Origin of the sequence: Luteococcus japonicus (genome assembly GCF_003752415.1) — a bacterium.
Lineage (GTDB): Bacteria > Actinomycetota > Actinomycetes > Propionibacteriales > Propionibacteriaceae > Luteococcus > Luteococcus japonicus.
The window spans coordinates 1,532,055-1,557,673 of sequence record NZ_RKHG01000001.1 but is presented as its reverse complement, the minus strand read 5'-3'; the positions used below and the strand labels follow the sequence as shown (position 1 = coordinate 1,557,673).

The window sequence follows — 25,619 nt, the reverse complement described above, 5'->3', positions numbered from 1 at the left end:
CGTCGTGACCCAGCCTATGGCCCCAGCCGACCGCACGGTCCCCGAGCGGCGTTTCGGTCCCCGAGCTTGTCGAGGGGGAGTGTCAGTGGTGTTCGGTGATGTCGGGATCCGACGGGAAACGCACCCCGGTCTGGCGGCGTGCCTCATCCATCACGGTGAGTGCATCGAGCGTCGCCTGCTGGTGGGGCCGGGCCAGCGACGGCTGTTCGGCCATCCGGGCGAAGGCGCGCAGCACATGGGCCTGCTGCGGCTGGGACTTGTCCAGAACCAGGTCCTCATGGGACTTGGAGTGCGCCCACCAGACCCGCAGCGCCTGCGGATTGTCCACGGCGTCCATCTCCAGCGAGGCGTCCTCCCCGGCAATCACGCTCCACGCGGCATTGGCCGAGACCTTGGAACAGGCGACGGTGGCGGTGAAGGCCGGGTAGTCCAGCAGCAGCGTCGTGTTGGCGTCGATGCCATTGGCCAGCTTGACGCTGGAGGCTCGCACCCTCGAGGGGAGGCCGAAGAGCGTCATCAAGGGGTGCAGGCAGTAGACGCCCAGGTCCATCAGCGCTCCGGCGGCCATCTCGGGCTTGAAGATGTTCTCCACCTTGCCCGCCAGGTAGTTGTCATAGCGGCGGGATCGTTGGCACATCTGCAGGTTCACCTGACGCACCGTGCCCAGGCTCTCCATGTAGGACTCGACGGAACGCCACATGGGTTCGTGTACGGAGCGCACGGACTCCAGGAGCGCCACCCCGTTGCTCTCGGCAATGCGCAGCAGGTCCAACCACTCACCCGCATTTGCGGCGGCGCTCTTCTCCACCAGCACGTGCTTGCCGGCGCGCAGCAGCCTGACGGCCTGCTCGTGGTGCAGGGCATTGGGGGAGGCGATGTAGACGGCGTCGATGTCCTGCGCGTCGGCCAACGCCCCCAGGTCCGTGAAGGGGCGCGCTCCGTGTGGGCCCCCGAAGGCGGTTGCCCGGGTCAGGTCACGGGAATAGGCAGCGACGTAGGAGACCTCGTCCACCTGACGTGCGGCCTCGGCGAAGAGCTCCACGATCGAACTCGTCCCGATGCTGGCAAATCTGAGCATGGCCCACCTCTCTCTGTGGTTGCCACCCTAGGACAAGGCGGGGGGCAACCCACCGCCCGACGGATGGGCCCGCACGGAGCCGTAGGTGGGCTGCTCTACCCTAGGTCAGGCTGGGGCCCGTCGCCCGTGTCCCGGCGTCAACTCGGGGAAAGGCGAACGACTCATGCCGAAGAAGGACTCCGCCACCGTGACCGTGACGGCACCGCTGCCTGTCCGGCTGCGAATGGCCAGCCTGGAGAAGGTGTCGCCGCAGCGCGCCGCCGTGGTTGCCGAGAAGCTCTGGTACAAGGTGCCGGCACCTTCGTCGCCGGGCCGCCTGCAGCGCTTCACCCCCGCGGGAGGTGAGCCCTTCTTCCTGATGTCCGGGCAGAGCGAGGTGCAGGGCGCCAGCTATGGCCCGGTCGATGGTCCGGTGGCCCTGCTGGTGCACGGCTGGGGCGGCTACTGGCAGCAACTGGCCAGCCACATCCCCGCCCTGGTGGAGGCCGGCTACCGCGTCGTCGCCTACGACGCACCAAGCCACGGACGCTCCACGCACGGCGCGCACGGCTTCGGCTCCGGCTCGGTGCTGGAGATGACCGAGGCGATCGACGCGGTGGTGGGCGAATTCGGCCGGCCCAGTCTGGTGCTGGCCCACTCCATCGGTGCGATGGCTGCACTGCGCGACGCTCGTCGCCGGCCGATGGCCGAGGCCTACATCTTCTTTGCTCCCCAGATCCGCCTGGAACCGGCGCTGACGTGGTTCGAGCAGGTCGTCGGGATGGGGCCACGCACCCGTGAGCTCTTCCTGGAGCGGGTGACGAGCAATGCCGGCGTGGTGCCCGACGACTTCGACATGGTGGCGGATGTCACTCGACGCGCGGAGAAGGGTCCGCTGCCCAAGCTGTTGGTGGTGCACGACGAGCAGGACCCCGACGCCCCCTTCTCCCAGGCCCGAGTCCTGGCCGATGCCTGGCCCAGTGCGGAGCTGAGGGCCACCCAAGGGCTGGGACACCGCAAGGTGATCTGGCACAAGGAGGTCGTCAAGAAGGTCGCCGACTTCATCCAGCCGACGCACTGACGGGGCGCGCCCGGGCGATCCTGAGGCCCTCCACGGGATCCGCGTGGCTTCCCGCGGTCCGCGTGTGTTGCAACCCGAGCGGATCGTGTGAACCCGAGCGGATCGTGTGAACCCGAGCGGATGGTCCGCGTGAATGGTCCCCGAGCTTGTCGAGGGGAGACCCGCGCGCAAGACTCGGAGCATGAGAACCAAGACCTGCCCGACGTCCGCAGCACTCACCTCCCTCGGCCTGGTGGGTGGCTATGGCCTCGCCAGCACCACCCGCAACCGTCCTCTCGGCGGTGCCGTGCTGGCCGCCGCCGGCATCGCCGCCGGGCTGAAGTGGAAGGAGCAGGGTGCGCTGACCACCATCGGCCTGGCCGCCCTCTACCTCGGCGCCTTCGGCGGGTCCCACCCGCTTGCCAAGAAGATGGGTGCCTGGCCGTCGGTGCTGACGGTCACCGCCATCACCGCGGCGGCCAGCTGGGCGCTCGTGGACCGCGTCGCGGACTGAGCAGAAAATCGGTTGCTCGCCTGCGGCGCCGCGCCTAGCGTGTGGAGCACACAAGGAAGGAGGTGGTCCTGCCGATGAATGACTACAGGACATGTGAGGTGGCTCGCGCCTGAGCGAGCTCGTTCCACCAGGGACGCGTGAGCTCGGGCAATCCACTCGAGCCACCGGAACCCGCGGGTATGACGGCAGTCGTCCAGCCGTCAGCGTCGGATCGACGCAGCCCGCGGGTTCTTTCCTGCCCGCCCCGGCGGGCCCCAGCAGTCGCTCGGGTTTGCGCGATCCGCGTGTGTTGCAACCCGAGCGTCCTGCGCAAAGTCGAGCGTCCTGCACGAACCCGAGCAGATCGCAGGGGCCCCGTCGATCAGACGCCGGACAGGTCCAGCACCGCCGCCCGCAGCACGTCCATCCCGACACTGCCCAGGTCCAGGGCGGTGCGGTGGAAGTCCTTGAGGTCGAAGGCATCGCCCTGGGCCGCGCGCACCTCGTCGCGCAGCTGCAGCCACAGTCGCTCACCCAGCTTGTAGGCGGGGGCCTGGCCGGGCCAGCCGCAGTAGCGGTTCACCTCGAAGCGGGCGAAGGCCTCCTCCATGAAGACGTAGTGGTTGAAGTACTGCCAGGCCTTGTCATAGGTCCAGTCCCCACCGCCGACGAAGTCCGGGGCGCTGAGGCCCAGCTCCGGACCGCAGTGGATGCCGATGTCGATCACGACGCGTACGGCACGCAACATCTGCCCGTCCAGCAGGCCCATCATGTTGCCCGGGTCATCCATGAAGCCCAGGTCCGCCATCAACCATTCGGCGTACAGGGCCCAGCCCTCGCCATGGCCGGGGACCCAGCAGCCGTGCCGCCGCCAGGAGTTCAGCAGCTCCGAGCGGTAGGCGGTCTGGGCGATCTGCAGGTGATGGCCGGGAACGCCCTCGTGGTAGACGGTGGTCAGCTCGCGCCAGGTGGTGAAGCTCTCCACCTCCGGCGGCACGGACCACCACATCCGGCCGGGCCGGGAGAAGTCCTCGCTGGGCTCGGTGTAGTAGATGCCACCGTCGGTGGTGGGGGCGATGCAGCACTCGATGCGCCGCACGGGCTCGGGGATGTCGAAGTGCTCGTCGGCCATGGCGTCGACGGCCTCGTCGGCGCGTTCCTGCATCCAGTGACGCAGGGCCTCGGTGCCCTGCAGACGGTAGCTCTCGTCGGCATCCAGCAGCTCGACGGCCTCGGCGATGCTGGCACCCGGCCGGATCCGCTCCGCGGTCTGGCGCTGCAGCTCCTCGATCCGGGCCACCTCCGCCAGCCCCCAGCGGTAGGTCTCGGCAAGGTCGATCGTGGTGCCCAGGCTGGCGCGCGAGGCCAGGCGGTAGCGCTCGACCCCGGCCGCATCGGTCTCGGTGGCCACGGGCAGGAAGTCACGTCGCAGGTGCTCGGCCGCCCGACGGAAGCTGCGCCGCGCCACTTCGATGCTGTGGGCCAGGTCCTCCGCGAGGTCGTCGTTCAAAGGACCCTCGTCGGTGGCAGCACCCTCACGCAGCCCATCGAGGAAACCGCCCTCGGACACCCACTGCTCCACCTGTTCGGCCAGACCCTCCACCTGGCGCCGGGCCGGCGAGAAGCCCTGGTGCACGGAAGCCGTCTGGGAGATGAACCAGGTCAGGACGGCCGTCGGCACCGCCCGGAGGCGACGCGCGATGGTGCGCCAGTCCTCCTGCGTGCTCCGCGGCATCTGGTCATAGACGGAGCGGATCTGGTGCAGGCCGGAGGTGATGTTGTTGATGCCCAGCAGGTCAAGGCTCGCCTCGTGCGCCTCGATCTCCAACCCGAGCCGCTCGCGCATTGCGGCCATGGTGACCTTGTCGATCACGTCGACGGGCTCTGCCTCGGCCAGCTGGTCCAGGACCTCCCGCGCGAGTTTCGCCTGGGCGCCCAGGCCAGCGGGGGAGAAGTCGTCGTACTCGTCCTGTCGCTCGGCACGGCCCAGCGAGGTGAGCAGGGTGGGGCTCATCTGGGCGGAGCGCTCGAAGTAGGCGTCGGCGATCTCGTCGACGGCGGTTCGTGCGCGCGCGACGGGGGACTCGGGGGAGGGGAGATTCTCGCTCACACGGTCAGCCTAGTCCCGCGGCAGGGCCGTGCCATCCGTGTGGTGGAAGCTCTTCCGCGCCGCCTCAGGGTGGGTTAGGTTCACCTGCAGAGGGGCCGCCCCGGCGTTGCCCACCCCCACTCTCGATGAGGAGAACCATGCCCCGCACCCTGACCTGTGGCCTTGCCGCAGCCGCCCTGGCCGCATCCTGCCTGGCCGCCACGTCTCCCAGCACGGCACGCGCCGACGACCGTGACCTGGGCCGGATGTCGGACTACGTGAAGATCGCCACCTCCGACACCTCGGGGCAGTTCGTGAAGAACCGCTGGCTCGTGCAGGTCCAGGGGCCCAGCATCGCGCAGGGCAATACCCCCGCCAGCGTGGGCAAGGCACAGAAGGCCGTCGTCACGGCAGCCGCCCGCGCCGGCGTACGGATCAAGGGGCAGCGCAGCTTCTCCCGCACCTTCAACGGGATGGCCGTGACCCTGGATGCCAAGCAGGTCTCCAAGCTGATGCGCGTTCCCGGCGTCACCGGCATCTACCCCGTCGTGGCGGTCTCCCGTCCCGTCACCGAGGGGGGCGCGACGGACCCGAGCATGGCCAATGCGGTGGGCCTGTCCGGTGCGGCCATTGCACGCGATGACCTGGGCTTCGACGGCCGGGGCATCAAGGTGGGTGTGATCGACTCCGGCATCGACATCGACCACCCGGACCTGGGCGGCTCCGGCACCAATGGCACCACCGCCTTCCCGAGTGCCCGCGTCAAGTACGGCTACGACTTCGTCGGTGACGCCTACGACGCGAAGATCGAGACCTCGGTTCCCGTTCCCGACGCCGTTCCGGACGACTGTGGCGGCCACGGCACACACGTCGCCGGCATCGTCGGGGCCGACGGGGACACCACGAAGCAGGGCGTGACGGGCGTCGCACCCAAGGCCACCTTCGGCGCCTACCGCGTCTTCGGGTGCGAGGGCAGCACCAGCTCCGAGATCATCATGGCGGCCATGGAGCGCGCCGAGGCCGACGGCATGGACGTGGTCAATATGTCCCTGGGTGCGGACATGATGACCTGGCCGGACTACCCGACGGCCCAGGCCTCCGACGCCATGGCGCGTCGCGGCACCGTGATGGTGGCCTCCGCCGGCAACTCCGGCGAGTCCGGCGTCTTCACCTCCGGCGCTCCCAGCGTCGGCAAGGGCACGCTCGCGGTGGCCTCCTTCGACAACACCCACGTCACGCAGCGCGCCATCCGGTTGGCCGCCAACGGCAAGCTCTACGGCTACGGTTCCGCCGACGCCTCCCCGCTGCCGCCCCAGTCCGGCAGCATGCCGCTGGTCAAGCTGGGGGAGCCCGGCACTCCGGCCGCGCAGGGCTGCGAGGAGTACACCGAGGCCCAGAAGGCCCTGTTCGACGAGGGCGCCGCCGCGCTGGTGCAGCGGGGGACGTGCACCTTCTACCAGAAGGCCATCAACGCCCAGAAGGCCGGCGCCACGGCCGTCGTGCTCTACAACAACGCTCCCGGGACACTCAGCCCCGGACTGGACGGCGCCGAGAAGATCACCATCCCCGTCGTGATCGTCAGCCAGGCTGACGGCATCGAACTGGCCGCGGCCCAGGACGCCCGTATCGAGTGGACCGCCGACACGATCTCCAGCAAGGACCCCGCCGGCGGCCGGATCTCCGACTTCTCCAGCTGGGGCCTGGCCGCGAACCTGGACCTCAAGCCCGAGCTTGGCGCTCCCGGCGGCAACATCTGGTCCACCTACCCCTTGGAGAAGGGCGCCCACCGTTCCATGTCGGGCACGTCGATGGCGGCGCCGCACACCACCGGTGCCGTGGCATTGTTGCTGCAGGCCCGTCCCAAGCTCAAGGGGCATCCGGACCAGGTGCGCCAGCTGCTGATGAACACGGCCCGGCACGACGCCCTGTGGAGCATGGCTCCGGATCTGGGACTGGTGGAGCCGGTCATCCGTCAGGGAGCCGGCATGATTCAGGTGGACCGAGCCATCACCACCCAGCAGCGCGTGTCCCCGGCAAAGATCAGCCTGGGTGAACAGCGGGCCAAGGCAGTGACCACCACCCTGAACCTGCGCAATGAGGCCGCCCGTCCCGTGGTCTACGAGCTGACCCATGACAGCTCCATCGGAACCGTGGGCACCAGCGACCCGCAGTTCGACCTGCTCGATGCGCAGGTGGACCTGCCCGGCCGCGTCGTCGTCCCGCCCAGGGGCAGCAAGAAGGTGAAGGTCAGCATCCAGGCACCCGCAGATGCACCCAATGGCTATGTCTACGGCGGCTGGATCGTCGCGAGGTCCGCCACGGGCGCCACCCTGAACGTGCCCTACCAGGGCATGGCGGGGGACTACCAGCGCGTCGACGTCCTGCACGCCGACGGTTCCGCGGCGCCCTGCCTGGGCGAGATCGTGGACAAGAAGGCGCTCTGCCTCGACGAGCAGACGGGGCACAGCTACACGATGGCCGAGGGTGACCAGCCGGTGGCCGTCTTCCGGATCGAGTACCCCGTGGAGACCTTCCAGCTGATGGTGCACAAGGCCAATGCCGACGGCTCGAAGGGTGAGCTGTTGGGCACGGCCCTGGAGCTGGAGAAGGAAGGGCGCATGGTGGGGGACCTGGGTGTGGCCTGGGACGGTACCTACCAGACCACCGGCAGCTCGCCCTATGTCGCGAAGGCATCCGCCGGTGACTATGTCTTCGAGATCCGGGCCCTGCGTGCGCTGGGTGATCCCGACGTCGAGGCGGACTGGCAGACCTGGACCAGCGAGGCCTTCGCCGCCACCTTCACCGGATCTGCGTCGGCCGCCGATGCCGGGCGGCTGAACGATCCGGGGATGCTCCGCACGGCCCGGTCCTGAGCCGTCGGGGTCTTTCCTCAGGCCCGGACCGCACAGGGTTCCAAGACCCAATTTCACGCACTTGGCAAGGGGTCTCGCCGCCTGGCGGGCCCCCTTGTCTTGTCCCCACCCGCCGCCGGGGGGGCTGGAGAGACTTAGTAGAGTTCTGGCTGACGTGTTGGTTGATCTGGAGGTCGCGATGCTGGACTGTGTGGTTGTCGGAGCGGGGCTGGCTGGCCTGTGCGCCGCGACGAAGCTGACGGAGGCCGGCCGCGACGTCGTCGTGCTCGAGGCCCGGGACCGCGTGGGTGGTCGGCTGGAGAATGCCGTGGTCGAGGGGGCGCCGCTGGAGATGGGTGGTCAGTGGATCTCCCCCCAGCACGAGCGGATGTATGAGCTGGTGGACCGTTTCGGTCTGACCTGCGTGGACCCCACCGACGGCGAGATCGTCGTGCGGGTGGGCGGGAGTTCCCGCAAGGTGCCCACCAGCAACGAGATCGAGGAGCACCTGTCGCCCTTCGAGATGGCTGACCTGGGCCAGGGCCTGCTGCGCTTCCGGCGCCTCGCCGAGCGCGTCGTCAAGGACGCCGCCTGGGCCGATGCGAACAGCAAGTGGCTGGACCAGGAGGTCTCCACCTGGGCCGCCACCAACCTGCGCACCCCCGGTGCCCGCGAGTGGTTCGCCAACGTCTACGACTCCGCGATGGGCGTCTCTGCCGCGGAGAGCACCCTGCTGGAGGGCCTGCAGCGAGTGAACAATGGCGTGGACATGGAGTCCCTGATCGCCGTCAACGGCGGCGTCAAGCAGCAGCGCGTCGCCGGTGGCGTCGTGCAGGTCTGTGACCGGCTGGCCGAGGCACTGGGTGAGGCGGTGCGGCTGGGCGCCGTGGTCACCGCCATCGAGCAGGGCAGCGAGGGCGTCACCGTCACCCTGGCCGACGGCAGCACGGTGGAGGCCCGCGAGGTCATCATCACCCTGCCGCCTCGCCTGGTGAGCCGGATCGCCTTCACCCCGATCCTGCCCGGCTGGCGCTCCGAGCTGGCGGAGAAGGTGCCCGCCGGCAATGTGATCAAGGCGGCGCTGGTCTTCGAGAGTCCTTGGTGGCGTCGCGCGGGGCTGTCCGGGCAGCTGGGCTCCGACGAGGGCGCCATGCGTGTCATCTTCGACAACTCCGGCCCGGTGGACAAGCACGGTGTCCTGATGGGCTTCTTCGAGGGAGACTCCAGCATCGGCAAGCGCTCGCAGTTCCTGCGCCAGCGGGCCATGGAGGAGACCATCAAGACAGCCTTCGGGGCGGACCACCCGGCCGCGATCGCCTATGTCGACCGCGACTGGTACCGCGAGGAGTACACCGGCGGCTGCCACGGTGCCCACTTCGCGCCCGGTGTGTGGACCACCTCCGGTCCGGCGCTGGCTGCCGCGGAGGGCCGGGTGCACTTCGCGGGTGCCGAGTACGCCAGCAAGTACAACGGCTACATGGAGGGTGCCGTGCGCTCCGGCGAGCAGGTGGCCGAGCAGCTGCTGGCCTGAGGCCTGCGGCAGGAGGCCGGGCTCACGCGTACAGCGCGTCGTGGGCGTCGAGGATCTCCTGCAGGATCGACATCGCATCGTGCGGGTCGTCACCCAACTCGGTGGCGACCCGCGCCGCGTCCAGGGCGGTGTGCGCCATCATGCGCGCCCGCCACGGTTGCGTGGTCACGGGGCCGGCATCGACGCGGGTCACCAGGGCCTCGGTGAGCCCGGCGTCGATCACCCGTGAACTGCCCAGCATCAGCGCGGCGGTCTCGGGATCATGGGCCATCAGTGTTCGACGGTTGCGCCTCAGGTCATCGTCATCGGTGGACAGGTGCAGCAGCAGGGCCGCCACGGAGCGGGCGGTCTGCCAGGCGGGCTCGTCGTCGGGCCGGTTGGCGCAGTACTCGGACACGCGTTCCACCACCACCTCGGGCATGCCCACCAGCGAGGCCTCCTTGGTGGGGAAGTAGTTGAAGAAGGTGCGGGGTGAGACGCCTGCAGCGCGTGCGATGTCGTCCGTGGTCACCCCGGCCAGGCCGTGCTCCAGCACCAGGCGCAGGGCACTGAGGTGAAGGGCCCTGCGGGTGGAGCGCTTCTTCTGTTCACGCACGCTCGATGCCTCGAACAGGTCGAGCGTGGGGATTTGCTGAGAAGCCATGGGGAATATTTTGCAGTAACTGCATGTTTTTGTCACGATGGAGAGGTCCTCGGCGGTGTCCGTGCCCGCCGTGGAACGCTCGCATTCCCTTTGCACAAAATCTTTCCCCGTACTACGTCACAGCCCGTCCCAGACCTCAACCCGTTCGGGTCTGGAACCAAGGAGTTCCATGTCCACCACTGTCACCGCCGCGTCGGGCGATGCCGTCGAGCGCTTCGAGGGCCTCAGCCCGGAGAACCGGCGCATCTTCATCGGCCTGATGCTCGGCATGTTCGTCGCCTCCATCACCCAGACCATCGTCGGCCCCGCGATGCCGCGGATCGTCGCCGAGCTCGGTGGCATGGACCACTACTCATGGGTGGCAACGGCCACCATGCTGGTCAGCGCCATCACCACCCCGATCGTCGGCAAGCTGTCCGACCTCTACGGGCGCCGCAGCTTCTACCTCGGTGGCCTGGTGGTCTTCATGCTGGGCACCTTGATGGCCGGCCTGACCCAGAGCTTCGCGATGCTGGTGGCCGCCCGCGCCATCCAGGGCCTGGGCACCGGAACCCTGATGCCGCTCTCCCAGACCATCATCGGCGACATCATTCCGCCACGTCAGCGCGGCAAGTACCAGGGCCTGATGGGTGCCGTCTTCGGCATGAGCTCGGTGGCGGGCCCGCTGGCCGGCGGCTTCATCACCGACCACTGGGGTTGGCGCTGGCTCTTCTTCGCCTCGCTGCCCATCGGCATCGCCGCCTTCGGTGCCATCTTCCGCTTCCTGCACCTGCCGCACACCAAGCGTGAGACCACCATCGACTGGGCCGGCATGGCCGTGCTGTCCGCCGCCCTGGTCTGCCTGTTGCTGCCCACCTCCATGGGTGGCACGACGTGGGCATGGTCCAGTCCGCAGGTGATCGGCCTCTACATCGCGGGCGTCGTGCTGACGCTGGCCTTCGTGCTGATCGAGCGCAAGGCCGTGGAGCCCGTCATCCCGCTGCGCCTGTTCAAGAGCTCGCTGTTCACGCTGAGCAACCTGGCCGGCTTCTTCATCTCCCTGCTGATGTTCGGTGCCATCATCTACATCCCCGTCTACGCACAGGGCGTGATGGGCGTCTCCGCCACGAACTCCGGCCTGATCCTGATGCCGATGAACTTGGCGCTGATCGGCCTGTCCATCGTGGGTGGCCTGATGGTCAGCCGCACCGGACGCTACAAGGAGTTCATGCTGGGCGGTGTGGCCATCATGGGCGTCGGTTTCTGGCTGCTCACCCGGCTGCACGTCGGTTCCTCGCAGGGGCAGCTGACCCTGGCAATGACCGTCTTCGGTGTCGGCCTGGGCCTGTGCATGCAGCAGTACACGTTGGCCGTGCAGAACACCGCATCGCGCCGTGACCTGGGCGTGGCCACCGCCGCCACCCAGTTCTTCCGCAATGTCGGCAATACCGTCGGCATCGCCGTCTTCGGCACCATCATGACCACCCAGATGAAGACCGCCATCCCGCGGCACCTGCCCCCCGAGATGGCCGCCCAGATGCAGGCCAGCGGGCAGAAGATGTCCACGGGCGACGTGCTCAACCCCGAGGCCCTGGCCAAGATGCCCCCCGTGGTGGCCAATGCCATCCGTGCCGGCCTGGCGGACGCCCTGCACACCGTCTTCGTGATCGGCATCCCACTGAGCATCCTGGTCTTCGCGATCAGCATGTTCATCAAGGCCGTCCCGCTGCGCGACACCGTGCACACCGCGGACCAGGCCGGCGCCGAACTGCTGGACACGATGGGCAATTCCAATGCCAATGATCCGCGCGTGCCGCTCGGTCGGCTCGGCGGGGACACCCGCTCCGGGGAGCGGCTGTTGGGCCTGCAGCTGGAACTCGTCGCCCAGCAGGCCGAACGCGATGACCGTCCGTTGCTGCGCAGGGCCATCGAGGACCTGGGCAATGGCAACTACCACGACGGTGTCTGGATCCTGAGCCGGACCAGCCGAATGCTGACCAGCGAGGACGCCGACGAGGTGGCCGAGCTGGAGAAGTACGGCGTCGAGGTGGCCCACCGGGCGGCCCGCAAGGGCGGCGTCCTGGGCGAGGAGATGCGTCGGGAACTAGCCGTGCGCGCCGGCGAGGTGACCCGCGCCAGCCACGAGCAGGTGACGGCCGGCGTCGAGCCCACGGTCGCGGAGCGTTTCGAGGCCGTCGACATCGCCAAGCTGCGCCAGGCCAGCCATGACCTGACCAATGCCCTGATGCTGGACCTGTTCGACCATCCGGCTCCGGTGGCGCCGCGGCGGGCCCTGTAAGGCCGACGAGGACGACAGAGGGGGCGGTGCCGATTGGCACCGCCCCCTTCGTATGTCCGGTGGGCCCGTCAGATGGCGGCGTCGCCCCGCTCCCCGGTGCGGATCCGCACCACGTCCTCGACCGGGGAGATCCACACCTTCCCGTCCCCGACGCTGCCGGTGCGGGCCGCGTCGCAGATCACCTTCACCACGGCCCACGCCTCGTCGCCGGCGCACAGGATCTCGATCTTGACCTTGTCGGTGAAGTCGATGGTGATCGAGTCGCCGCGGTAGACCTCCGTGTGCCCCCGCTGGCGGGCATAGCCGGAGACCTCGGTGAGTGTCATGCCGTTGATGCCGTGCTGGTGCAGCGCAATCTGCACGTCGTCGACGGCATCGGGCTGGATGATGGCGGTGACCAGGTTCATGCCTCAACCTCTTCCTTGGGGGACTTCTCGGGACGGGGGACGACCAGCGACTTGCTGTAGCTGGAGTACTGCACACGGGACAGGTCGTAGCCGCTCTCGGCGTGCTCGGCCAGATCGATCCCCGCAGCCTCGGCGCGACGATCGATCCGCAGTCCGACGGTGGCGTCGACAAGCCGGGCCAGCAGGTAACTGACAACCAGGCTGTAGAGCAGCACGGCAACGGCCCCCACGGCCTGACGGCCCAGCTGCTCCAGCCCGCCGCCGTAGAACAGGCCTGCGGCACCCCCGGCCAGCGAACCCTTCGCGAACAGGCCGGCGGCAAGGGTTCCCACCAGACCACCCACCAGGTGAACCCCGACGACGTCCAGGGAGTCATCGATCCCGAAGCGGTACTTCAGGCCGATCGCCCAGGCACAACACACGCCCGTGATGGCACCGATGGCGAGCGCTCCCAGCGGCGTCACCACCGAACACGCGGGGGTGATGCCCACCAGGCCGGCAACGATGCCAGAGGCGGCGCCCAGACTCGTGGCATGTCCGTCGCGCAGCCGCTCGGTGGCCAACCAGCCCAGCATCGCTGCGCCGGCGGCCACCAGGGTGTTCACCCAGACCATGGCGGCCAGACCATTGGCGGCCAAGGCGGAGCCGCCATTGAAACCGAACCAGCCGAACCACAGCAGCCCGGCGCCCACCATCACCAGTGTGAGGTTGTGCGGACGCATCGGGGAGGTGCGAAAGCCGATCCGGGGCCCCAGGGCGACGGCCAGCACCAGCGCCGCCGCGCCGGCATTGATGTGGATGGCTGTGCCGCCGGCGAAGTCGAAGGCCTTCACGTCATTGGCGATCCATCCGCCGTGCTCGGCCGCGAAGCCGTCGAAGGCGAAGACCCAATGCGCCGCCGGGAAATAGCACAGCGTCGCCCACAGCACACTGAAGGCCACCCACGCCGAGAACTTCATCCGGTCCGCCACCGCGCCGCTGATCAGGGCGACGGCGATGATGGCGAAGGCCGCCTGGAAGCCAGCGAAGGCGAAGGCCGGGATCTGGTGGCCCTCGGGGCCCACGGTAGCCTCCGCCATGCCGCGCATCCCCGCGAACTGGAAGGGGTTGCCGAGCAACCCGTGCCAGGAGTCACCGAAGGTCATCGAGTAGCCGTAGAGCACCCACAGCACCGCGATGATGCCCATGCTCAGCACGGACATCATCATCATGTTCAGCACGCCCTTGGAACGGACCATGCCTGCGTAGAAGAGGGCCAGCGCCGGGGTCATCAGCAGCACCAGGGCGGCACTGACCATGACCCAGGCGGTGTCGCCTGCATTGATCTGGATCAGGTTCATGGAAGAACACACTGCAGCGGCCGGATTTCACAACGGTTGTGATGGTGTTACGGCCAGGTCACAGCCTCAGCAGATCCGGGTGGGCCTTGGCAGGCGGAGGCTGGCGACGAAACGCACCTGGCTGGCCGGGGCCCAGGCGGTCTGGCCGAAGATCGTGAAGCCGCGGCGCTTGCGCACCGAGGGAACCGTCGTGGTGCGGTCGCGGCCGTCGCGGATCACCCGGGCGGCGGTGAGGGGGCCCCTGGGGTACTTGCGCCGGGCGGCCATGGCCAGCGGAACCTTCGACGTGGACCATGCCGGGCCGTTGCGGCAGGTGCCCGTGGTCCACGGGCCCCGGTGGATCCCACCGGGAGGAGGGCAACGCTGACGTGCGCCCGGTGCTTGCGTTCCAGGGTGGTGACCAAGCTGCGGATCTCACGGCTCCGGCGGTGACCGCCCCCAACGCTGCTCGCACACGAGGGCCCCTGAACCGTGCCCCAGACGTCTTCCGGACGATCCCACTCATGGCGACTCCTCGGTCGGCTAGTCTCACTCCACAGGCGAGCGGCTCTGCGGGGGCAGGTCCAGTCGAACACTCGTTCCGGGTCATCCCCGGCCGGGTCTCGCCGGGAGGGACCAGTTCATGTACTGCTCGGGATGCGGCCACCAGGTGGGCGCCCAGGATGACGTCTGCGCCGGATGCGGCCGCGAGCTGTGGGGCTCGGGGGCCCTGCGGCTGACCAGCCCGCACGAGCCTGCCCGCCACCTGTCCGATGTCTTCCCGGGGGGCCGGAACCCTGTCTCCTCCGAGAAGCCCGTCGCCTCGGTCGGTCCCGTCGGGGCCACCGCCCCGGCGCCGATCGCGCGCATCGCGCTGGCGCTCCCGGCGATGCCGGCACTGACTTCCCTGCCCTCGCTCAGCCAGATCACCACCCGGCCCCGCACCGCCCGGGACAGCCTGGCGCTGCACCGCCGCAACCAGCTGGTGATGACCGTCTGCTTCGCCGCCGTCGGGCTGGCGCTGGCGCTCGTCCTGGTCCTCGCCCAGATGCTGCGAGCCAGCGGGCCGGTGCGCCTGGCCGGACCGGACAGGCCGACGGCGCCACCCGCCACTCCGGTCAGGACCGTGACGGCCACACCGGCTGCGGCGAAGCCGATGCCGAGCAAGGCAGCCCCCTCGCACGCTCTGAGGCTGCCGGCCGATGCCCGTGCCTGCACGGCGCTGGTTGGTGCCTCCGAGGGGACCTCCTGCGGCCTGGCCAGAGCCTTGGCGCTGACCCTGCCGCAGCCGCCGTCGGGCAGCTTCGTGCGCACCGCCAAGAGTCCCACCAGCGGCACGAGCTACCAGTTCCGGTGCACGGTCAAGGAGATGGTGGTCTGCAGGACGGAGCGGGGTTCCGAAGTCTACGTGCTGATCTGATGCCTCGGCCTGTCTGATGCCTCGGCCTGTCTGATGCCTCGGCCTGTCTGATGCCTCGGCCTGGGAGACTCGGGCGCGCGGGGATCAGTGGCCGACGCGCTTGATGCCGGCCAGCTTCAGGGTGGCGTCGTCGGTCAGCTCGGACCAGCTGCCCTCCAAAGTGAACTGGCTGAAGGCGGCCGTCGGGAACCAGCACCGCATGTCGTCGGCGGCCGAGGGGTCCGCGGCCCAGGTCAGTTCGGCGGCCAGTGACGGGATGGCCGGGGAGTGGGCCACCACCAGCAGGGCGGTCACATCGTCCTCGATCTCCCCGATCCGCTGCACCAGGGTGTCCATCGTGCAGTTGTACAGGGCGTCCATGTACTCGACGGGGGCATCGAGGCCCAGGCATTCGACGGTCTCCCGGGTGCGGGTGGCCGTGGAGCACAGCACGTGCTGGATGCCCAGCGCGGCCATCTGCTGCCCGGCCTGGGCGGCATCCTGTCGTCCGCCCTCGTTGAGCTTGCGCCCCCTGTCTCCGGAGACGGACCAGCCCTCTGCGGCAGCGTGGCGCATCAGCACCAGGGTGCGGGTCATGACACTTCCTCCTGCTTGACGGCGACCATCAGGTCGCGGTGGATCGACGAGTCGACTCGGTGGGCGAAGCCCATCCACTGCTCGCCCTCCTGCGGTTCCAGACCATGCTCGCTCATCAGGGAGGCCAGGTCCTCGCGGGACAGGCCGAAGGTGTTCCAACTGATGCCCAGGGCACCGCCGACGCGCAGCTGGGAGGCCCAGACCGGCAGTGCCTCGCCGATCAGGCCGGAGGGGGAGCGGTCCCGCTTGCCCGCATGCCCACGCACGTCGGTGACGTGGTGTGCGCCGTGCACCACGCCATAGGGGGCGTCGGTGACGATGGCGTCGAACTTCTTCTTGCCGTACAGGTACTGCGACTGGCGGGTGTCGCCGGTGAAGACGGTCATCTCCAGGGCCTCGTCCTTCAGCGTCGCGTCGAAACGCTTGCCGATGGCGCGGCCCTCGCGGCGCACGGGGGTGGTGTCGGCGGTGTGCTTGAGACGCTTTCGGCGCAGCCAGGTCTTGAGGTAGGCGGCCATCTGTTCGACGGACTTCTCGTCGCCCTCCACGCCGTAGCCGTTGTGCCCCAGCATCCAGGCCACCATCAGCGTCGTCCCGCGCCCGCACAACGGGTCCAGGATCGCGAGGGGACCCTGCGCCGCCTTCGGGTTCAGCGTGGTGTCGATGCTGGCCAGCGTGACATTCATCAGCAACTGGGTGAACTGCTCATTGGTCTTGCCCGGGTACTTGGGGATGGTCACCAGGTCATTGGAGAGGGTCAACGCGTCCGGCAGCTCGAGGGGACGCAGCAGCTCACCCTCCACACCGAACAGGGCGAGCGCCGCGGACTGCCGGGCAAGCAGGCGCAGGGCATCGTCGTCGAGGGCGTCGGTGTCGAAGCCCAGGTAGTTCACCCCCGCCAGCGTCGTGGTGGCCGGATCCTTGGCGAAGGGGGCACTGATCGCCAGTTCCCCGGCAGCCAGGGCGGCGGACTCCCCGGCGTACACTCGGTTGGCGGACGGGGCAAGCAACATCACGTGGTTCGGCACCGGCCCATTCTTCCACGCGGGCCGCCGAATGGCCCTGTCGTGCCCCAGACCCTCGCCACGGAAAGCCCATGAACCCAGACCCACCCGTGCCCGTGCTGCTGGATCCCGAAGTCGATGCCGTCACCGCCGGTGGCGACCTCCGGCCCCTGCACCTGAGGCCCCGATACCTCTACGTCGTCTTCGTCGGCGGTGTGCTGGGGACCTTGGCACGCTGGTGCGCCGGAGAGCTCCTGGGGGGTGGTGGCAGCTGGCCGTGGGCGACCCTGCTGGTGAATCTTGTGGGGGCCTTCTGCCTTGGCCTGCTCCTGGAGGCGCTGCTGCGGCGCGCCCCGGACCGCGGGTGGCCCCGGCTGGCGCGGCTGCACTTCGGCACCGGCTTCCTGGGCTCTTTCACGACCATGTCCGCGCTGGCCACCGAGGCGGTCCTGCTGGCCGACCGGTCCCAGTGGTGGGCCGCCGGCGGATACCTGGCGGTGAGCCTGCTGGGCGGCGTCGCGCTGGCCTGGTGTGGCGTACTGCTGGGTTCCCGACTGGCGGAGGAATCGGCATGAACCTGGTGCTGATGGCCGTGCTGGGCGGCCTGGGCGCGGTCTGCCGCTTCGTGATCGACGCGGTGGTGCGCGCCCGCCGCACCGGAGACTTCTCGTCGGGAACCCTGCTGGTGAACGTGCTGGGCAGCCTGCTGTTGGGGGCCCTGACCGGTCTGGTGCTGCGCGAGGGTGTGGACCCCGATGTGCGGCTGGTCCTGGGCGCCGGCTTCTGCGGGGGCTTCACCACCTTCTCCACAGCCAGCCTGGAATGTGTCCGGCTGGTGCAGGCCGGGCGAGCCGGACTGGCCCTGGGCTACCTGCTGGGGGGTGCCGCCTGTTGCCTGGCGGCTGCGGCACTGGGGTTCTTCCTGCTCGCCTGAGTCTCGTCGGTCCACTCGTGCCCCCGGATTCGCTCGGCTTCGTGGAAGGCGCTCGGGTTCCTGTGATCCGCGTGTGTTGCGAACCCAAGCGTGTGTTGTGAACCCGAGCGTGTGTTGCGAACCCGAGCGTCCGGGCAGTGCCCGGGACATGGAACAGGGGTCCGTCCCCGTGGGAACGGACCCTTGTTGCGTTCAGCAGTACTTCAGCGCAACACTGCGCCCGGTACCGGCTCGCACCCTTGCGAGTGTGCCTGCGGTGGTGTTCAGTGCGAGACGAAGACGGTGTGGTGCTCGTAGGCCGTGCCCTTGGCACGCTCGAACGAGGCATGGACCTCGGCCTCGGCGTTCGCGCGGCCGGTCCACGTGGCGCCCTCGACCGACTTGCCCGGCTCCAGGTCCTTGTAGACCGTGAAGAAGTGCTCGATCTCCAGCAACATGTACTCCGGGACGTCGGTGATGTCCTGCAGGTGGTTGCGACGCAGGTCAGCGGTCGGGATGCACAGCAGCTTGTCGTCACCGCCCATCTCGTCGGTCATCCGGAACATCGCGATGACGCGGCACTCGATCAGGCAGCCCGGGAAGGTGGGCTCATTGCCGATCACCATGGCGTCCAGCGGGTCGCCGTCCTCACCCAGGGTGCCCTCGACATAGCCATAGTCGTAGGGGTACTGGGTGGACGTGAACAGGGTGCGGTCCAGGCGAATACGGCCGGTGTTGTGGTCCATCTCATACTTGTTCTTGGTGCCCTTGGGGATCTCGATCGTCACGTCGAACGTGACGCCCGGAGGCAGGTTGTTGAGGGTGGGCTTCACGAAGTCATCTGTCACGGTGAGCTCTCTCTATGATTAGGGGCACCTGAACTATTCAGCACACTACCGCCTAACAGGGGAGCACCGTGAGCCCAGAGGGAAGCCGACGCCGGCCTGTTTCGCAAGGCGGCACACGTCGGAGCAGCGGGCTGCGGCTGGTCATCTGGCCAGTGCTCACCGCACTGCTGGCCATCGCCGGCGCGGTCTGCTGGCGGCCCGCCTTGTACGCCACGGGATTGTGGGTGGACGGTGGCCAACCCACCGTCTCCCAGACGCTCTTCGAGGACCCCTCAGCCTCACCCAGCGCGAGCCAGCCGGCGCGCGGATCCGGCGTGATCGCCTCGGCTCCCGTCGCGACACCCACCCACACCCCGGATCCCAAGGCCCTGGCCGCGGCCCTTGCCAAGGTGCCCGCCAAGGACATGGGCACCACCTCGGGCGTGGTGCTCGACGCTGTCAGCGGTGAGCTGCTGTGGAGCAGCCGCCCCGATGCCGGCCAGATCCCCGCGTCCACGTTGAAGCTGCTCACCTGCCTGACCGCCCTGGACGTCCTGGGGCCGGACAAGACCTTCAGTACCCGTGTGGTGCAGCAGGGCAAGGGCATCGTCCTGGTGGGGGGCGGGGACCCCTATCTCGCGTCGAAGCCGGCCAAGGAGTATCCCTTCCCGGCCACCAGCGCGGACCTGGCGAAGAAGACCGCGGCAGCCCTCAAGAAGCAGGGCATGAGCTCGGTCACCCTGGGCTATGACGAGTCGCTGTTCAGCGGCCCCAACTGGCATCCCAGCTGGCCGCAGGGCTACCACGACCAGGTGACCAACCTCTCCGCGCTGTGGATCGACAAGGGCAAGCCCGACGAGAAGTCCGCCCCCAGCCAGACCCCGGCGCCCACCGCCGCCACCGTCTTCGCCGCCCAGCTCAAGGCCAACGGCATCACCGTCAGCGGAAAGCCCACCGCCGCCGCGGCAGGCGCCGACGCCGCGGAGGTGGCCAGCGTCCAGTCGCTGCCGGTCTCCAGCCTCGTGCAGGAGACGTTGGTGCACTCGGACAATGCCGCCGCCGAGGTGCTGCTGCGCCAGGTCGGCGTCGCCACCGGCAATGGCGGCAGCTTCACGGGTGGTGCCAAGGGCATGCAGCAGCGGCTGACCACGCTCAAGGCCTGGGACGCCTCCACCCGGATCGCCGACGGCTCCGGGCTGAGCCGCAACAACCGGGTCTCCGCCAGGGTCCTGGGCCGGGCCCTGCACCTGGCCGCGGCAAGCCCGAAGCTGCGGCCCCTGCTGGAGGGGTTGCCGAGCGCCGGCGTCACCGGCACCCTGCACCTGCGCTTCTACACCCCGGCCTCCGAACCGGGCCGCGGCTGGGTCAATGCCAAGACCGGGACCCTGTCCAAGGTCTCGACCCTGGCCGGCTACACCCGCACCCGGCAGGGAGGCGAGGTGGTCTTCGCCTTCATGTCCAACAACCCCAAACAGGAGTGGAATGTACGCAGCTGGCTGGACCAGATGGCCTCCACCCTCGTCACCTGCGGGTGCTGATGGCCAGACGAGCCCTTAGCCCTTCCCAGCTGGCCGTCGTCCAGGCGGTCAGGCCGTGTTTCGACGGCCCTGAACGGGGGCTGGTCATCGGTTGTTCCGGCGGTGCCGATTCGCTGGCACTGGTCGCCGCCTGCGCGAATGTCGATGCCAGCCGGGTGCTGGCCGTCGTCGTCGAGCACGGCCTGCAGGCGGATTCCCTGCGCATTGCCGATGCGACGGTGGAGGCCGTGCGGGGGCTGGGCGTCGCCGCCGAGGTGCGCAGCGTGCACGTCGACACGACCTCCGGGGAGGGGGTCGAGGCCGCCGCTCGACGGGAACGACTGGTGGCCCTGGTGGGGGACGGGAAACGTCCGGTGCTGCTGGGCCACACCCTGGATGACCAGGCCGAGACCGTGCTGCTCGGGTTGGCCCGCGGGTCCGGTGCGGCCTCCCTGCAGGCCATGGCGCCCAGCACGCCCCACCTGTCCGGGCGCCTGGTCCGTCCCCTGCTGGGGCTGCGGCGCAGCCAGGTGCGGCAGGCCTGTCTCGATTGGGGGTTGATGCCCTGGGATGACCCGATGAACCTCGACCCCGCCTACCTGCGGGTGCGGGTGCGTCACGAACTGCTGCCGGTGCTGGATGACGTGTTGGGCCCCGGTGTGGTGGAGGCCCTGGGACGGACCGCGACGCTCGCCCGGCACGACAATGACCTGCTGGAACGGTTGGCCGCCGATGCCCAGCGTGACCTGGTACGTGGCGACAGCCTCGACGCCGTCGGTCTGCTGCACCTCTACCCGGCGCTGAGGGGGCGGGTGCTGCGGCGCTGGATGATCGAACGCGGGGCACAGGCCCCGACGATGGCGCACGTGCAGGGCGTCGCGGCCCTGGTGGAGAACTGGCACGGACAGGTCGGAGTCGACCTTCCCGGCGGTGTGCGGGTGCACCGGATCCAGGGGGCACTGGTGGCCCGGTCCGGCGACCCTGAGTAGGGTTGCGGTGTGGATGCAGCCGAGATTTCCGATGACCTGACCCGAGTCCTCTACACCGCAGAGCAGGTGCAGGAGCGCGTGAATGAGCTGGCGGCACAGATCGATGCCGACTACCAGGGCCGTGACATCCTGCTGATCGGCGTCCTGAACGGCGCGATCATGGTGATGAGCGACCTGGCGCGCGCCATGGACAGTCACTGCACCATGGACTGGATGGCCATCAGCTCCTACGGGTCCGGCACCAAGAGCTCCGGCGTGGTGCGCATCCTCAAGGACCTCACCACCGACATCTCCGGCAAGCACGTGCTGATCGTCGAGGACATCGTCGACACCGGCCTGACCCTCAGCTACCTGGTGCAGAACCTCAGGAGCCGTGAACCCGCCACCCTCGAGGTGGCCGCCATGTTCCGCAAGCCGGGGGCTGTCACCGCCCCCGTCGACGTCAAGTACGTCGGCTTCGACATTCCCAACGAGTTCGTCGTCGGCTATGGCCTGGACTACGCCGGCAAGTACCGCAACCTGCGTGACGTCGCGACGCTGTCGCCCCACATCTACAGCTGACACACGGCCCCGCACGGCGCCTTTGTCATCCCTGCCATCGCGTCGCAGGAGTGGGCGCGGCCCTTCCCGTCATCGAGCAGGCGCTGCGCCTTTCCCCACCCACCGCGTGAGTGGAGCGGACGCGCCCAGGTCTTGGAAGGTCGCCGGCTCGATGGCGGGAAGTCCCCACGCCAGCTCTCCGATTGAAACGCGCTGGTATGGTGCAGGATGCTCCGTCGTCCAACGTCAGGCCGTCAATGAACAAGCTCTCCAAGGCCAAGGGCAACCCCATCCTGTGGTTGCTGCTGGCCATCGTCCTCGTCCTCGGTGTGGTGCAGTTGGCGAACTCCGCCTCCGGCAGCCAGAAGGTGCCCACCAGCAAGGCGCTCGAGGTGCTCCAGGGCACCGAACCCATCCGTCAGGTCGTCATCGACGACGGTGACCAGTCGATCAAGATCGCCATGAAGGACGGCAAGACCACCTACCTGTCCACCTGGACGGGCAGTCAGGGCGGCAACATCGTCGACCTGCTGGAGAAGCGCACCCAGGCGAAGACGCTCGACGAGTGGCGTGGTGAGAACCCCGGCCCCAGCATCTGGTCCAGCCTGCTCTACACCGGCCTGCCCTTCCTGTTGATGTTCGGCCTGTTCTTCTTCCTGATGAACATGGTCCAGGGCGGCGCCGGCGGTGCCCGTGGCGTGATGGGCTTCGGCAAGTCCAAGGCCAAGGTGGCCACCAAGGACACACCCAAGACCACCTTCGCCGACGTCGCCGGTTGCCAGGAGGCCATCGAGGAGCTGCAGGAGATCAAGGAGTTCCTGGCCGAACCCACCAAGTTCCAGCGGGTCGGTGCCAAGATTCCCAAGGGCGTGCTGCTCTACGGTCCTCCCGGTACGGGCAAGACCCTGCTGGCCCGCGCCGTGGCGGGTGAGGCGGGCGTGCCCTTCTTCTCCATCTCCGGCTCGGACTTCGTCGAGATGTTCGTCGGCGTCGGCGCCAGCCGTGTGCGTGACCTGTTCGACCAGGCCAAGGAGGCCAGCCCGGCCATCATCTTCATCGACGAGATCGACGCCGTCGGCCGCCACCGCGGCGCCGGCATGGGCGGTGGCCATGACGAGCGTGAGCAGACCCTGAACCAGCTCCTGGTGGAGATGGACGGCTTCGACTCCACCACCAATGTGATCCTGATTGCCGCCACCAACCGGCCCGACGTGCTGGACCCCGCGCTCTTGCGCCCCGGCCGTTTCGACCGGCAGATCGCCGTCGAGGCGCCCGACCTGAAGGGACGTGCGCAGATCCTCAAGGTGCACGCCCAGGGCAAGCCGATGGCCGCCGACGTCGACCTGGAGTCAATCGCTCGGCGCACCCCCGGCTTCACCGGCGCGGACCTGGCCAATGTGCTGAACGAGGCCGCGCTGCTGACCGCCCGGCTGAACCTGCCGGTGATCGGCAATGCCGAGCTGGGTGAGGCGATTGACCGTGTCATTGCCGGCCCTCAGAAGAAGACCCGCCTGATGGATGACCACGAACTGTTGGTCACCGCCTACCACGAGGGCGGACATGCGCTGGTGGCGGCCGCCATGCCGCAGAACGACCCGGTGCAGAAGGTCACGATCCTGCCCCGTGGCCGTGCCCTGGGCTACACGATGGTGATGCCGGACCAGGACAAGTACTCCTCCACCCGCGGGCAGCTGCTGGACCAGATGGCCTACATGATGGGTGGCCGCGCGGCGGAGGAGCTGATCTTCCACGACCCCACCACCGGCGCCAGCAATGACATCGAGAAGGCGACGAAGGTGGCCCGGGCCATGGTCACCCAGTACGGCATGACCGAACGTCTGGGTGCCGTCCAGCTGGGCGGCGGGGACTCCGAGCCCTTCATGGGGATGAGCGGCTCCCAGCCCAGCCGTGGCTACTCGGACATCACCGCCGCGATGGTGGACGAGGAGGTCAGCAAGCTGCTGATGACCGCCCACCAGGAGGCCTTCGACTGCCTCAAGGAGAACCGCGAGGTGCTCGACGAGCTGGTCCGCCAGCTGCTGGAGCACGAGACCCTGGACAAGGCGCAGATCGCCAAGATCTTCGAGCCGCTGAAGCGCTGGCCGGATCGTGGTGCCTGGACGGGCTCCGAGAACCGCATCCCGTCCGACGAGCCGCCCGTGCCGATGCCCCCGCGTCGCTCCAAGCCCGACGACGAGGTTCCTGCAGCCGGAGCCGACCTGCCCCCGGGCAACACGGGAGAGGGCACGACCCCTCCCGGTGACTGGAAGGCTCCCGGTGACTGGGCCCCGCCCGGCGTGACCCCGAACCCGCAGCCGCCGGTCAACGACCCGTGGAAGACCCCGGCCGGCCCCACGCCGCAGCCCCCGGCCAATGACCCGTGGAGCGCCAAGCCGGACTCCTGGCCCACGCAGCCGCCCTCCAGCGGCCCGTCGACCACTCCGGGCCTGCCCGGACAGGACCCGCAGCCGCCGGCCGATGGTTCCGGCGCGAACCCCTGGGGACGTCCTCCCCGGGCCTGAGCCCTGTGTGGCTGTCTGGACTGCCGAAGCCCCCGATCCACATCCGTGGATCGGGGGCTTCTCGATGTGCCGGGCGACGAGGGGCGATGGCGCCTACCATGGCGGGGTGAGCGACATTGGCAAGGACATCGACCAGGACAGGATCGCCGCAGCCGTGCGAGAGATCCTGTACGCCGTCGGCGAGGACCCGGACCGCGAGGGGCTTCGTGAGACGCCCGCCCGAGTGGCCCGCAGCTATGCGGAGATCTTCGCCGGGCTGGGGCAGGACCCGGCCGAGCTGCTCGGCACCACCTTCGACATCAGCCACGACGAGATGGTGCTGGTGCGTGACATCGAGCTGTGGAGCATGTGTGAGCACCACCTGGTGCCCTTCACCGGCGTCGCACACGTCGGCTACATCCCGGCCAAGGACGGCCGGGTCACCGGCCTGAGCAAGCTGGCCCGCCTCGTGGACCTGTACGCCAAGCGTCCCCAGGTACAGGAACGCCTGACCACCCAGGTGGCGGATGCCATCGTCGAGCACCTGCACGCTCGCGGGGTGATCGTCGTGATCGAGTGCGAACACCTGTGCATGACCATGCGCGGGGTCCGCAAGCCCGGCGCGAAGACCGTCACCAGCGCGGTGCGTGGCTACCTGCGTGAATCGGCCACCCGCGCCGAGGCGATGGCCCTGATCATGGGAGGTCATCGATGAAGCCCGTGGTCCCCGGCGTGCCCGGCCGGACCCTGGTGATGGGCGTCGTGAACGTCACCCCCGACTCCTTCAGCGACGGCGGGCGCTGGTCCACGCCGGAACAGGCGATTGCCCATGGCCGGGAGCTGCTGGCCCAGGGAGCCGACATCCTGGACGTGGGCGGGGAGTCCACCCGGCCGGGTGCGTTGCGGCCCAGTCCCGAGGAGGAACTGGCCCGGGTCGTGCCCGTGGTGGAGGCGCTGGCCGCCGAGGGTGCGGTGGTGAGCATCGACACGATGCGCGCCGAGGTGGCCCGTGCCACGGCGCTGGCGGGCGCGAAGATCATCAACGACGTCTCCGGCGGGATGGCCGACGAGGCCATGATCAGCACCGTGGCGGGGCTGGACTTGGACTTCGTGTGCATGCACTGGCGCGGCTTCCTGGGCACCGGCGACACCAATGCCAGCTATGACGACGTCGTCGGCGAGGTGCTCTCAGAGCTCGTGACGCGCCTGGATGCCTGCCTGGCCGGCGGTATCGCTCCCGAGCGACTGATCAGTGATGCCGGGCTCGGCTTCTCCAAGACGGCCGCGCAGAACTGGGAACTGCTGCGCCACCTGGACCGCTTCGAGGCCCTGGGGTACCGCCAACTGGTGGGGGTCAGCCGCAAGCGTTTCCTGGGTGAGCTGCTGGACGGACGCGAGCCGGTGGGCCGGGATGCCGCGACCCAGGCCATCACCGCCCTCTGCGCCCAGCAGGGCATCTGGGCGGTCCGCACCCACGAGGTGGCGGGCAATGCGGACGTGACGAGGGTCTTCGCGGAACTGGGCCGGGCCTGACCTGTCCGGCACCTCGGCGTCGGTTCGGAGGCGGACACCTGCTCCGGTACTGTCTGACCTGTTCGAGCTC

The 25,619-nt window shown here is 68.9% G+C and carries 23 protein-coding genes; 14 read left to right on the top strand and 9 right to left on the bottom strand.

What is annotated here, in order from left to right:
- Window positions 1-82: 82 nt before the first annotated feature.
- Window positions 83-1,078: a Gfo/Idh/MocA family protein gene (locus EDD41_RS07615; RefSeq protein WP_123575480.1), complete on the bottom strand. Its 996-nt coding sequence runs from the start codon at window positions 1,076-1,078 to the stop codon at window positions 83-85.
- A 163-nt stretch (window positions 1,079-1,241) separates the two neighbouring features.
- On the opposite strand from EDD41_RS07615, the gene EDD41_RS07610 reads away from it, so the two are divergent.
- Together EDD41_RS07610 and EDD41_RS07605 are read left to right on the top strand one after the other, a co-directional pair.
- Window positions 1,242-2,138, top strand: coding sequence for an alpha/beta hydrolase (locus tag EDD41_RS07610; protein ID WP_123575479.1), 897 nt, complete (start codon window positions 1,242-1,244; stop codon window positions 2,136-2,138).
- A gap of 181 nt (window positions 2,139-2,319) precedes the next feature.
- A complete protein-coding gene (locus EDD41_RS07605) occupies window positions 2,320-2,631 on the top strand; it encodes a hypothetical protein (RefSeq protein WP_123575478.1) in 312 nt (103 codons plus the stop codon).
- Window positions 2,632-2,992: 361 nt separating this feature from the next.
- On the opposite strand, the gene EDD41_RS07600 is transcribed toward EDD41_RS07605, so the two are convergent.
- A complete protein-coding gene (locus EDD41_RS07600) occupies window positions 2,993-4,624 on the bottom strand; it encodes a DUF885 domain-containing protein (protein ID WP_123576923.1) in 1,632 nt (543 codons plus the stop codon).
- Window positions 4,625-4,857: 233 nt separating this feature from the next.
- Here EDD41_RS07600 and EDD41_RS07595 point away from each other — a divergent pair, with 233 nt between their 5' ends.
- Window positions 4,858-7,572, top strand: coding sequence for a S8 family serine peptidase (locus EDD41_RS07595; RefSeq protein ID WP_170165279.1), 2,715 nt, complete (start codon window positions 4,858-4,860; stop codon window positions 7,570-7,572).
- Window positions 7,573-7,750: 178 nt separating this feature from the next.
- Complete coding sequence (locus tag EDD41_RS07590; RefSeq protein ID WP_123575476.1) at window positions 7,751-9,082, top strand: flavin monoamine oxidase family protein; 1,332 nt, start codon at window positions 7,751-7,753, stop codon at window positions 9,080-9,082.
- A gap of 22 nt (window positions 9,083-9,104) precedes the next feature.
- Here EDD41_RS07590 and EDD41_RS07585 read toward each other — a convergent pair whose 3' ends face one another.
- Window positions 9,105-9,725, bottom strand: coding sequence for a TetR/AcrR family transcriptional regulator (locus EDD41_RS07585; protein ID WP_123575475.1), 621 nt, complete (start codon window positions 9,723-9,725; stop codon window positions 9,105-9,107).
- Window positions 9,726-9,894: 169 nt separating this feature from the next.
- On the opposite strand from EDD41_RS07585, the gene EDD41_RS07580 reads away from it, so the two are divergent.
- Entirely contained in the window at window positions 9,895-12,003 is a 2,109-nt protein-coding gene (locus tag EDD41_RS07580) for an MDR family MFS transporter (RefSeq protein ID WP_123575474.1), read from the top strand.
- Between the two features lie 68 nt (window positions 12,004-12,071).
- Here EDD41_RS07580 and EDD41_RS07575 read toward each other — a convergent pair whose 3' ends face one another.
- From EDD41_RS07575 to EDD41_RS07565, 3 genes are all read right to left on the bottom strand, one after another.
- Window positions 12,072-12,410 (bottom strand): P-II family nitrogen regulator, encoded by a 339-nt coding sequence (locus EDD41_RS07575; RefSeq protein WP_123575473.1) that lies wholly within the window; start codon window positions 12,408-12,410, stop codon window positions 12,072-12,074.
- Window positions 12,407-13,750: an ammonium transporter gene (locus EDD41_RS07570; RefSeq protein ID WP_123575472.1), complete on the bottom strand. Its 1,344-nt coding sequence runs from the start codon at window positions 13,748-13,750 to the stop codon at window positions 12,407-12,409. Before EDD41_RS07570 ends, EDD41_RS07575 begins: the two co-directional genes overlap by 4 nt.
- 66 nt (window positions 13,751-13,816) lie before the next feature.
- On the bottom strand, window positions 13,817-14,017 hold the full coding sequence (locus EDD41_RS07565; RefSeq protein WP_123575471.1) for a hypothetical protein: 201 nt from the start codon (window positions 14,015-14,017) through the stop codon (window positions 13,817-13,819).
- 355 nt (window positions 14,018-14,372) lie between these two features.
- On the opposite strand from EDD41_RS07565, the gene EDD41_RS07560 reads away from it, so the two are divergent.
- Complete coding sequence (locus EDD41_RS07560; RefSeq protein ID WP_123575470.1) at window positions 14,373-15,149, top strand: hypothetical protein; 777 nt, start codon at window positions 14,373-14,375, stop codon at window positions 15,147-15,149.
- An 84-nt stretch (window positions 15,150-15,233) separates the two neighbouring features.
- On the opposite strand, the gene EDD41_RS07555 is transcribed toward EDD41_RS07560, so the two are convergent.
- Window positions 15,234-15,725, bottom strand: a complete 492-nt coding sequence (locus tag EDD41_RS07555; protein WP_094763346.1) for a SixA phosphatase family protein — start codon at window positions 15,723-15,725, stop codon at window positions 15,234-15,236.
- A complete protein-coding gene (locus EDD41_RS07550; RefSeq protein WP_123575469.1) occupies window positions 15,722-16,753 on the bottom strand; it encodes a TRM11 family SAM-dependent methyltransferase in 1,032 nt (343 codons plus the stop codon). The genes EDD41_RS07555 and EDD41_RS07550 overlap by 4 nt, the downstream gene beginning before the upstream one ends.
- Before the next feature lie 68 nt (window positions 16,754-16,821).
- On the opposite strand from EDD41_RS07550, the gene EDD41_RS07545 reads away from it, so the two are divergent.
- Both EDD41_RS07545 and crcB read left to right on the top strand, forming a co-directional pair.
- Complete coding sequence (locus tag EDD41_RS07545) at window positions 16,822-17,304, top strand: fluoride efflux transporter FluC (RefSeq protein WP_094763348.1); 483 nt, start codon at window positions 16,822-16,824, stop codon at window positions 17,302-17,304.
- Window positions 17,301-17,663, top strand: coding sequence for a fluoride efflux transporter CrcB (gene crcB, locus EDD41_RS07540; protein WP_123575468.1), 363 nt, complete (start codon window positions 17,301-17,303; stop codon window positions 17,661-17,663). The genes EDD41_RS07545 and crcB overlap by 4 nt, the downstream gene beginning before the upstream one ends.
- Before the next feature lie 263 nt (window positions 17,664-17,926).
- On the opposite strand, the gene EDD41_RS07535 is transcribed toward crcB, so the two are convergent.
- Window positions 17,927-18,490: an inorganic diphosphatase gene (locus EDD41_RS07535; protein WP_256762206.1), complete on the bottom strand. Its 564-nt coding sequence runs from the start codon at window positions 18,488-18,490 to the stop codon at window positions 17,927-17,929.
- A gap of 152 nt (window positions 18,491-18,642) precedes the next feature.
- Here EDD41_RS07535 and dacB point away from each other — a divergent pair, with 152 nt between their 5' ends.
- The 6 genes from dacB to folP all read left to right on the top strand — a co-directional run bounded on the left by dacB (window position 18,643) and on the right by folP (window position 25,549).
- Window positions 18,643-20,007 (top strand): D-alanyl-D-alanine carboxypeptidase/D-alanyl-D-alanine endopeptidase, encoded by a 1,365-nt coding sequence (gene dacB, locus EDD41_RS07530; protein WP_123575467.1) that lies wholly within the window; start codon window positions 18,643-18,645, stop codon window positions 20,005-20,007.
- The gene (tilS, locus tag EDD41_RS07525) at window positions 20,007-20,975 is read left to right on the top strand and encodes a tRNA lysidine(34) synthetase TilS (protein WP_123576921.1); all 969 of its coding nucleotides are present in this window, start codon (window positions 20,007-20,009) and stop codon (window positions 20,973-20,975) included. The genes dacB and tilS overlap by 1 nt, the downstream gene beginning before the upstream one ends.
- A 9-nt stretch (window positions 20,976-20,984) precedes the next feature.
- Entirely contained in the window at window positions 20,985-21,536 is a 552-nt protein-coding gene (hpt, locus tag EDD41_RS07520; protein WP_094763351.1) for a hypoxanthine phosphoribosyltransferase, read from the top strand.
- 236 nt (window positions 21,537-21,772) lie between these two features.
- Window positions 21,773-24,037 carry an ATP-dependent zinc metalloprotease FtsH gene (gene ftsH / locus EDD41_RS07515; protein WP_094763352.1) on the top strand — a complete coding sequence of 755 codons (2,265 nt, stop codon included), beginning with the start codon at window positions 21,773-21,775 and terminating at the stop codon, window positions 24,035-24,037.
- Between the two features lie 115 nt (window positions 24,038-24,152).
- The gene (gene folE, locus EDD41_RS07510; protein WP_211336716.1) at window positions 24,153-24,731 is read left to right on the top strand and encodes a GTP cyclohydrolase I FolE; all 579 of its coding nucleotides are present in this window, start codon (window positions 24,153-24,155) and stop codon (window positions 24,729-24,731) included.
- On the top strand, window positions 24,728-25,549 hold the full coding sequence (folP, locus tag EDD41_RS07505) for a dihydropteroate synthase (protein ID WP_094763354.1): 822 nt from the start codon (window positions 24,728-24,730) through the stop codon (window positions 25,547-25,549). Before folE ends, folP begins: the two co-directional genes overlap by 4 nt.
- Window positions 25,550-25,619 lie beyond the last annotated feature (70 nt).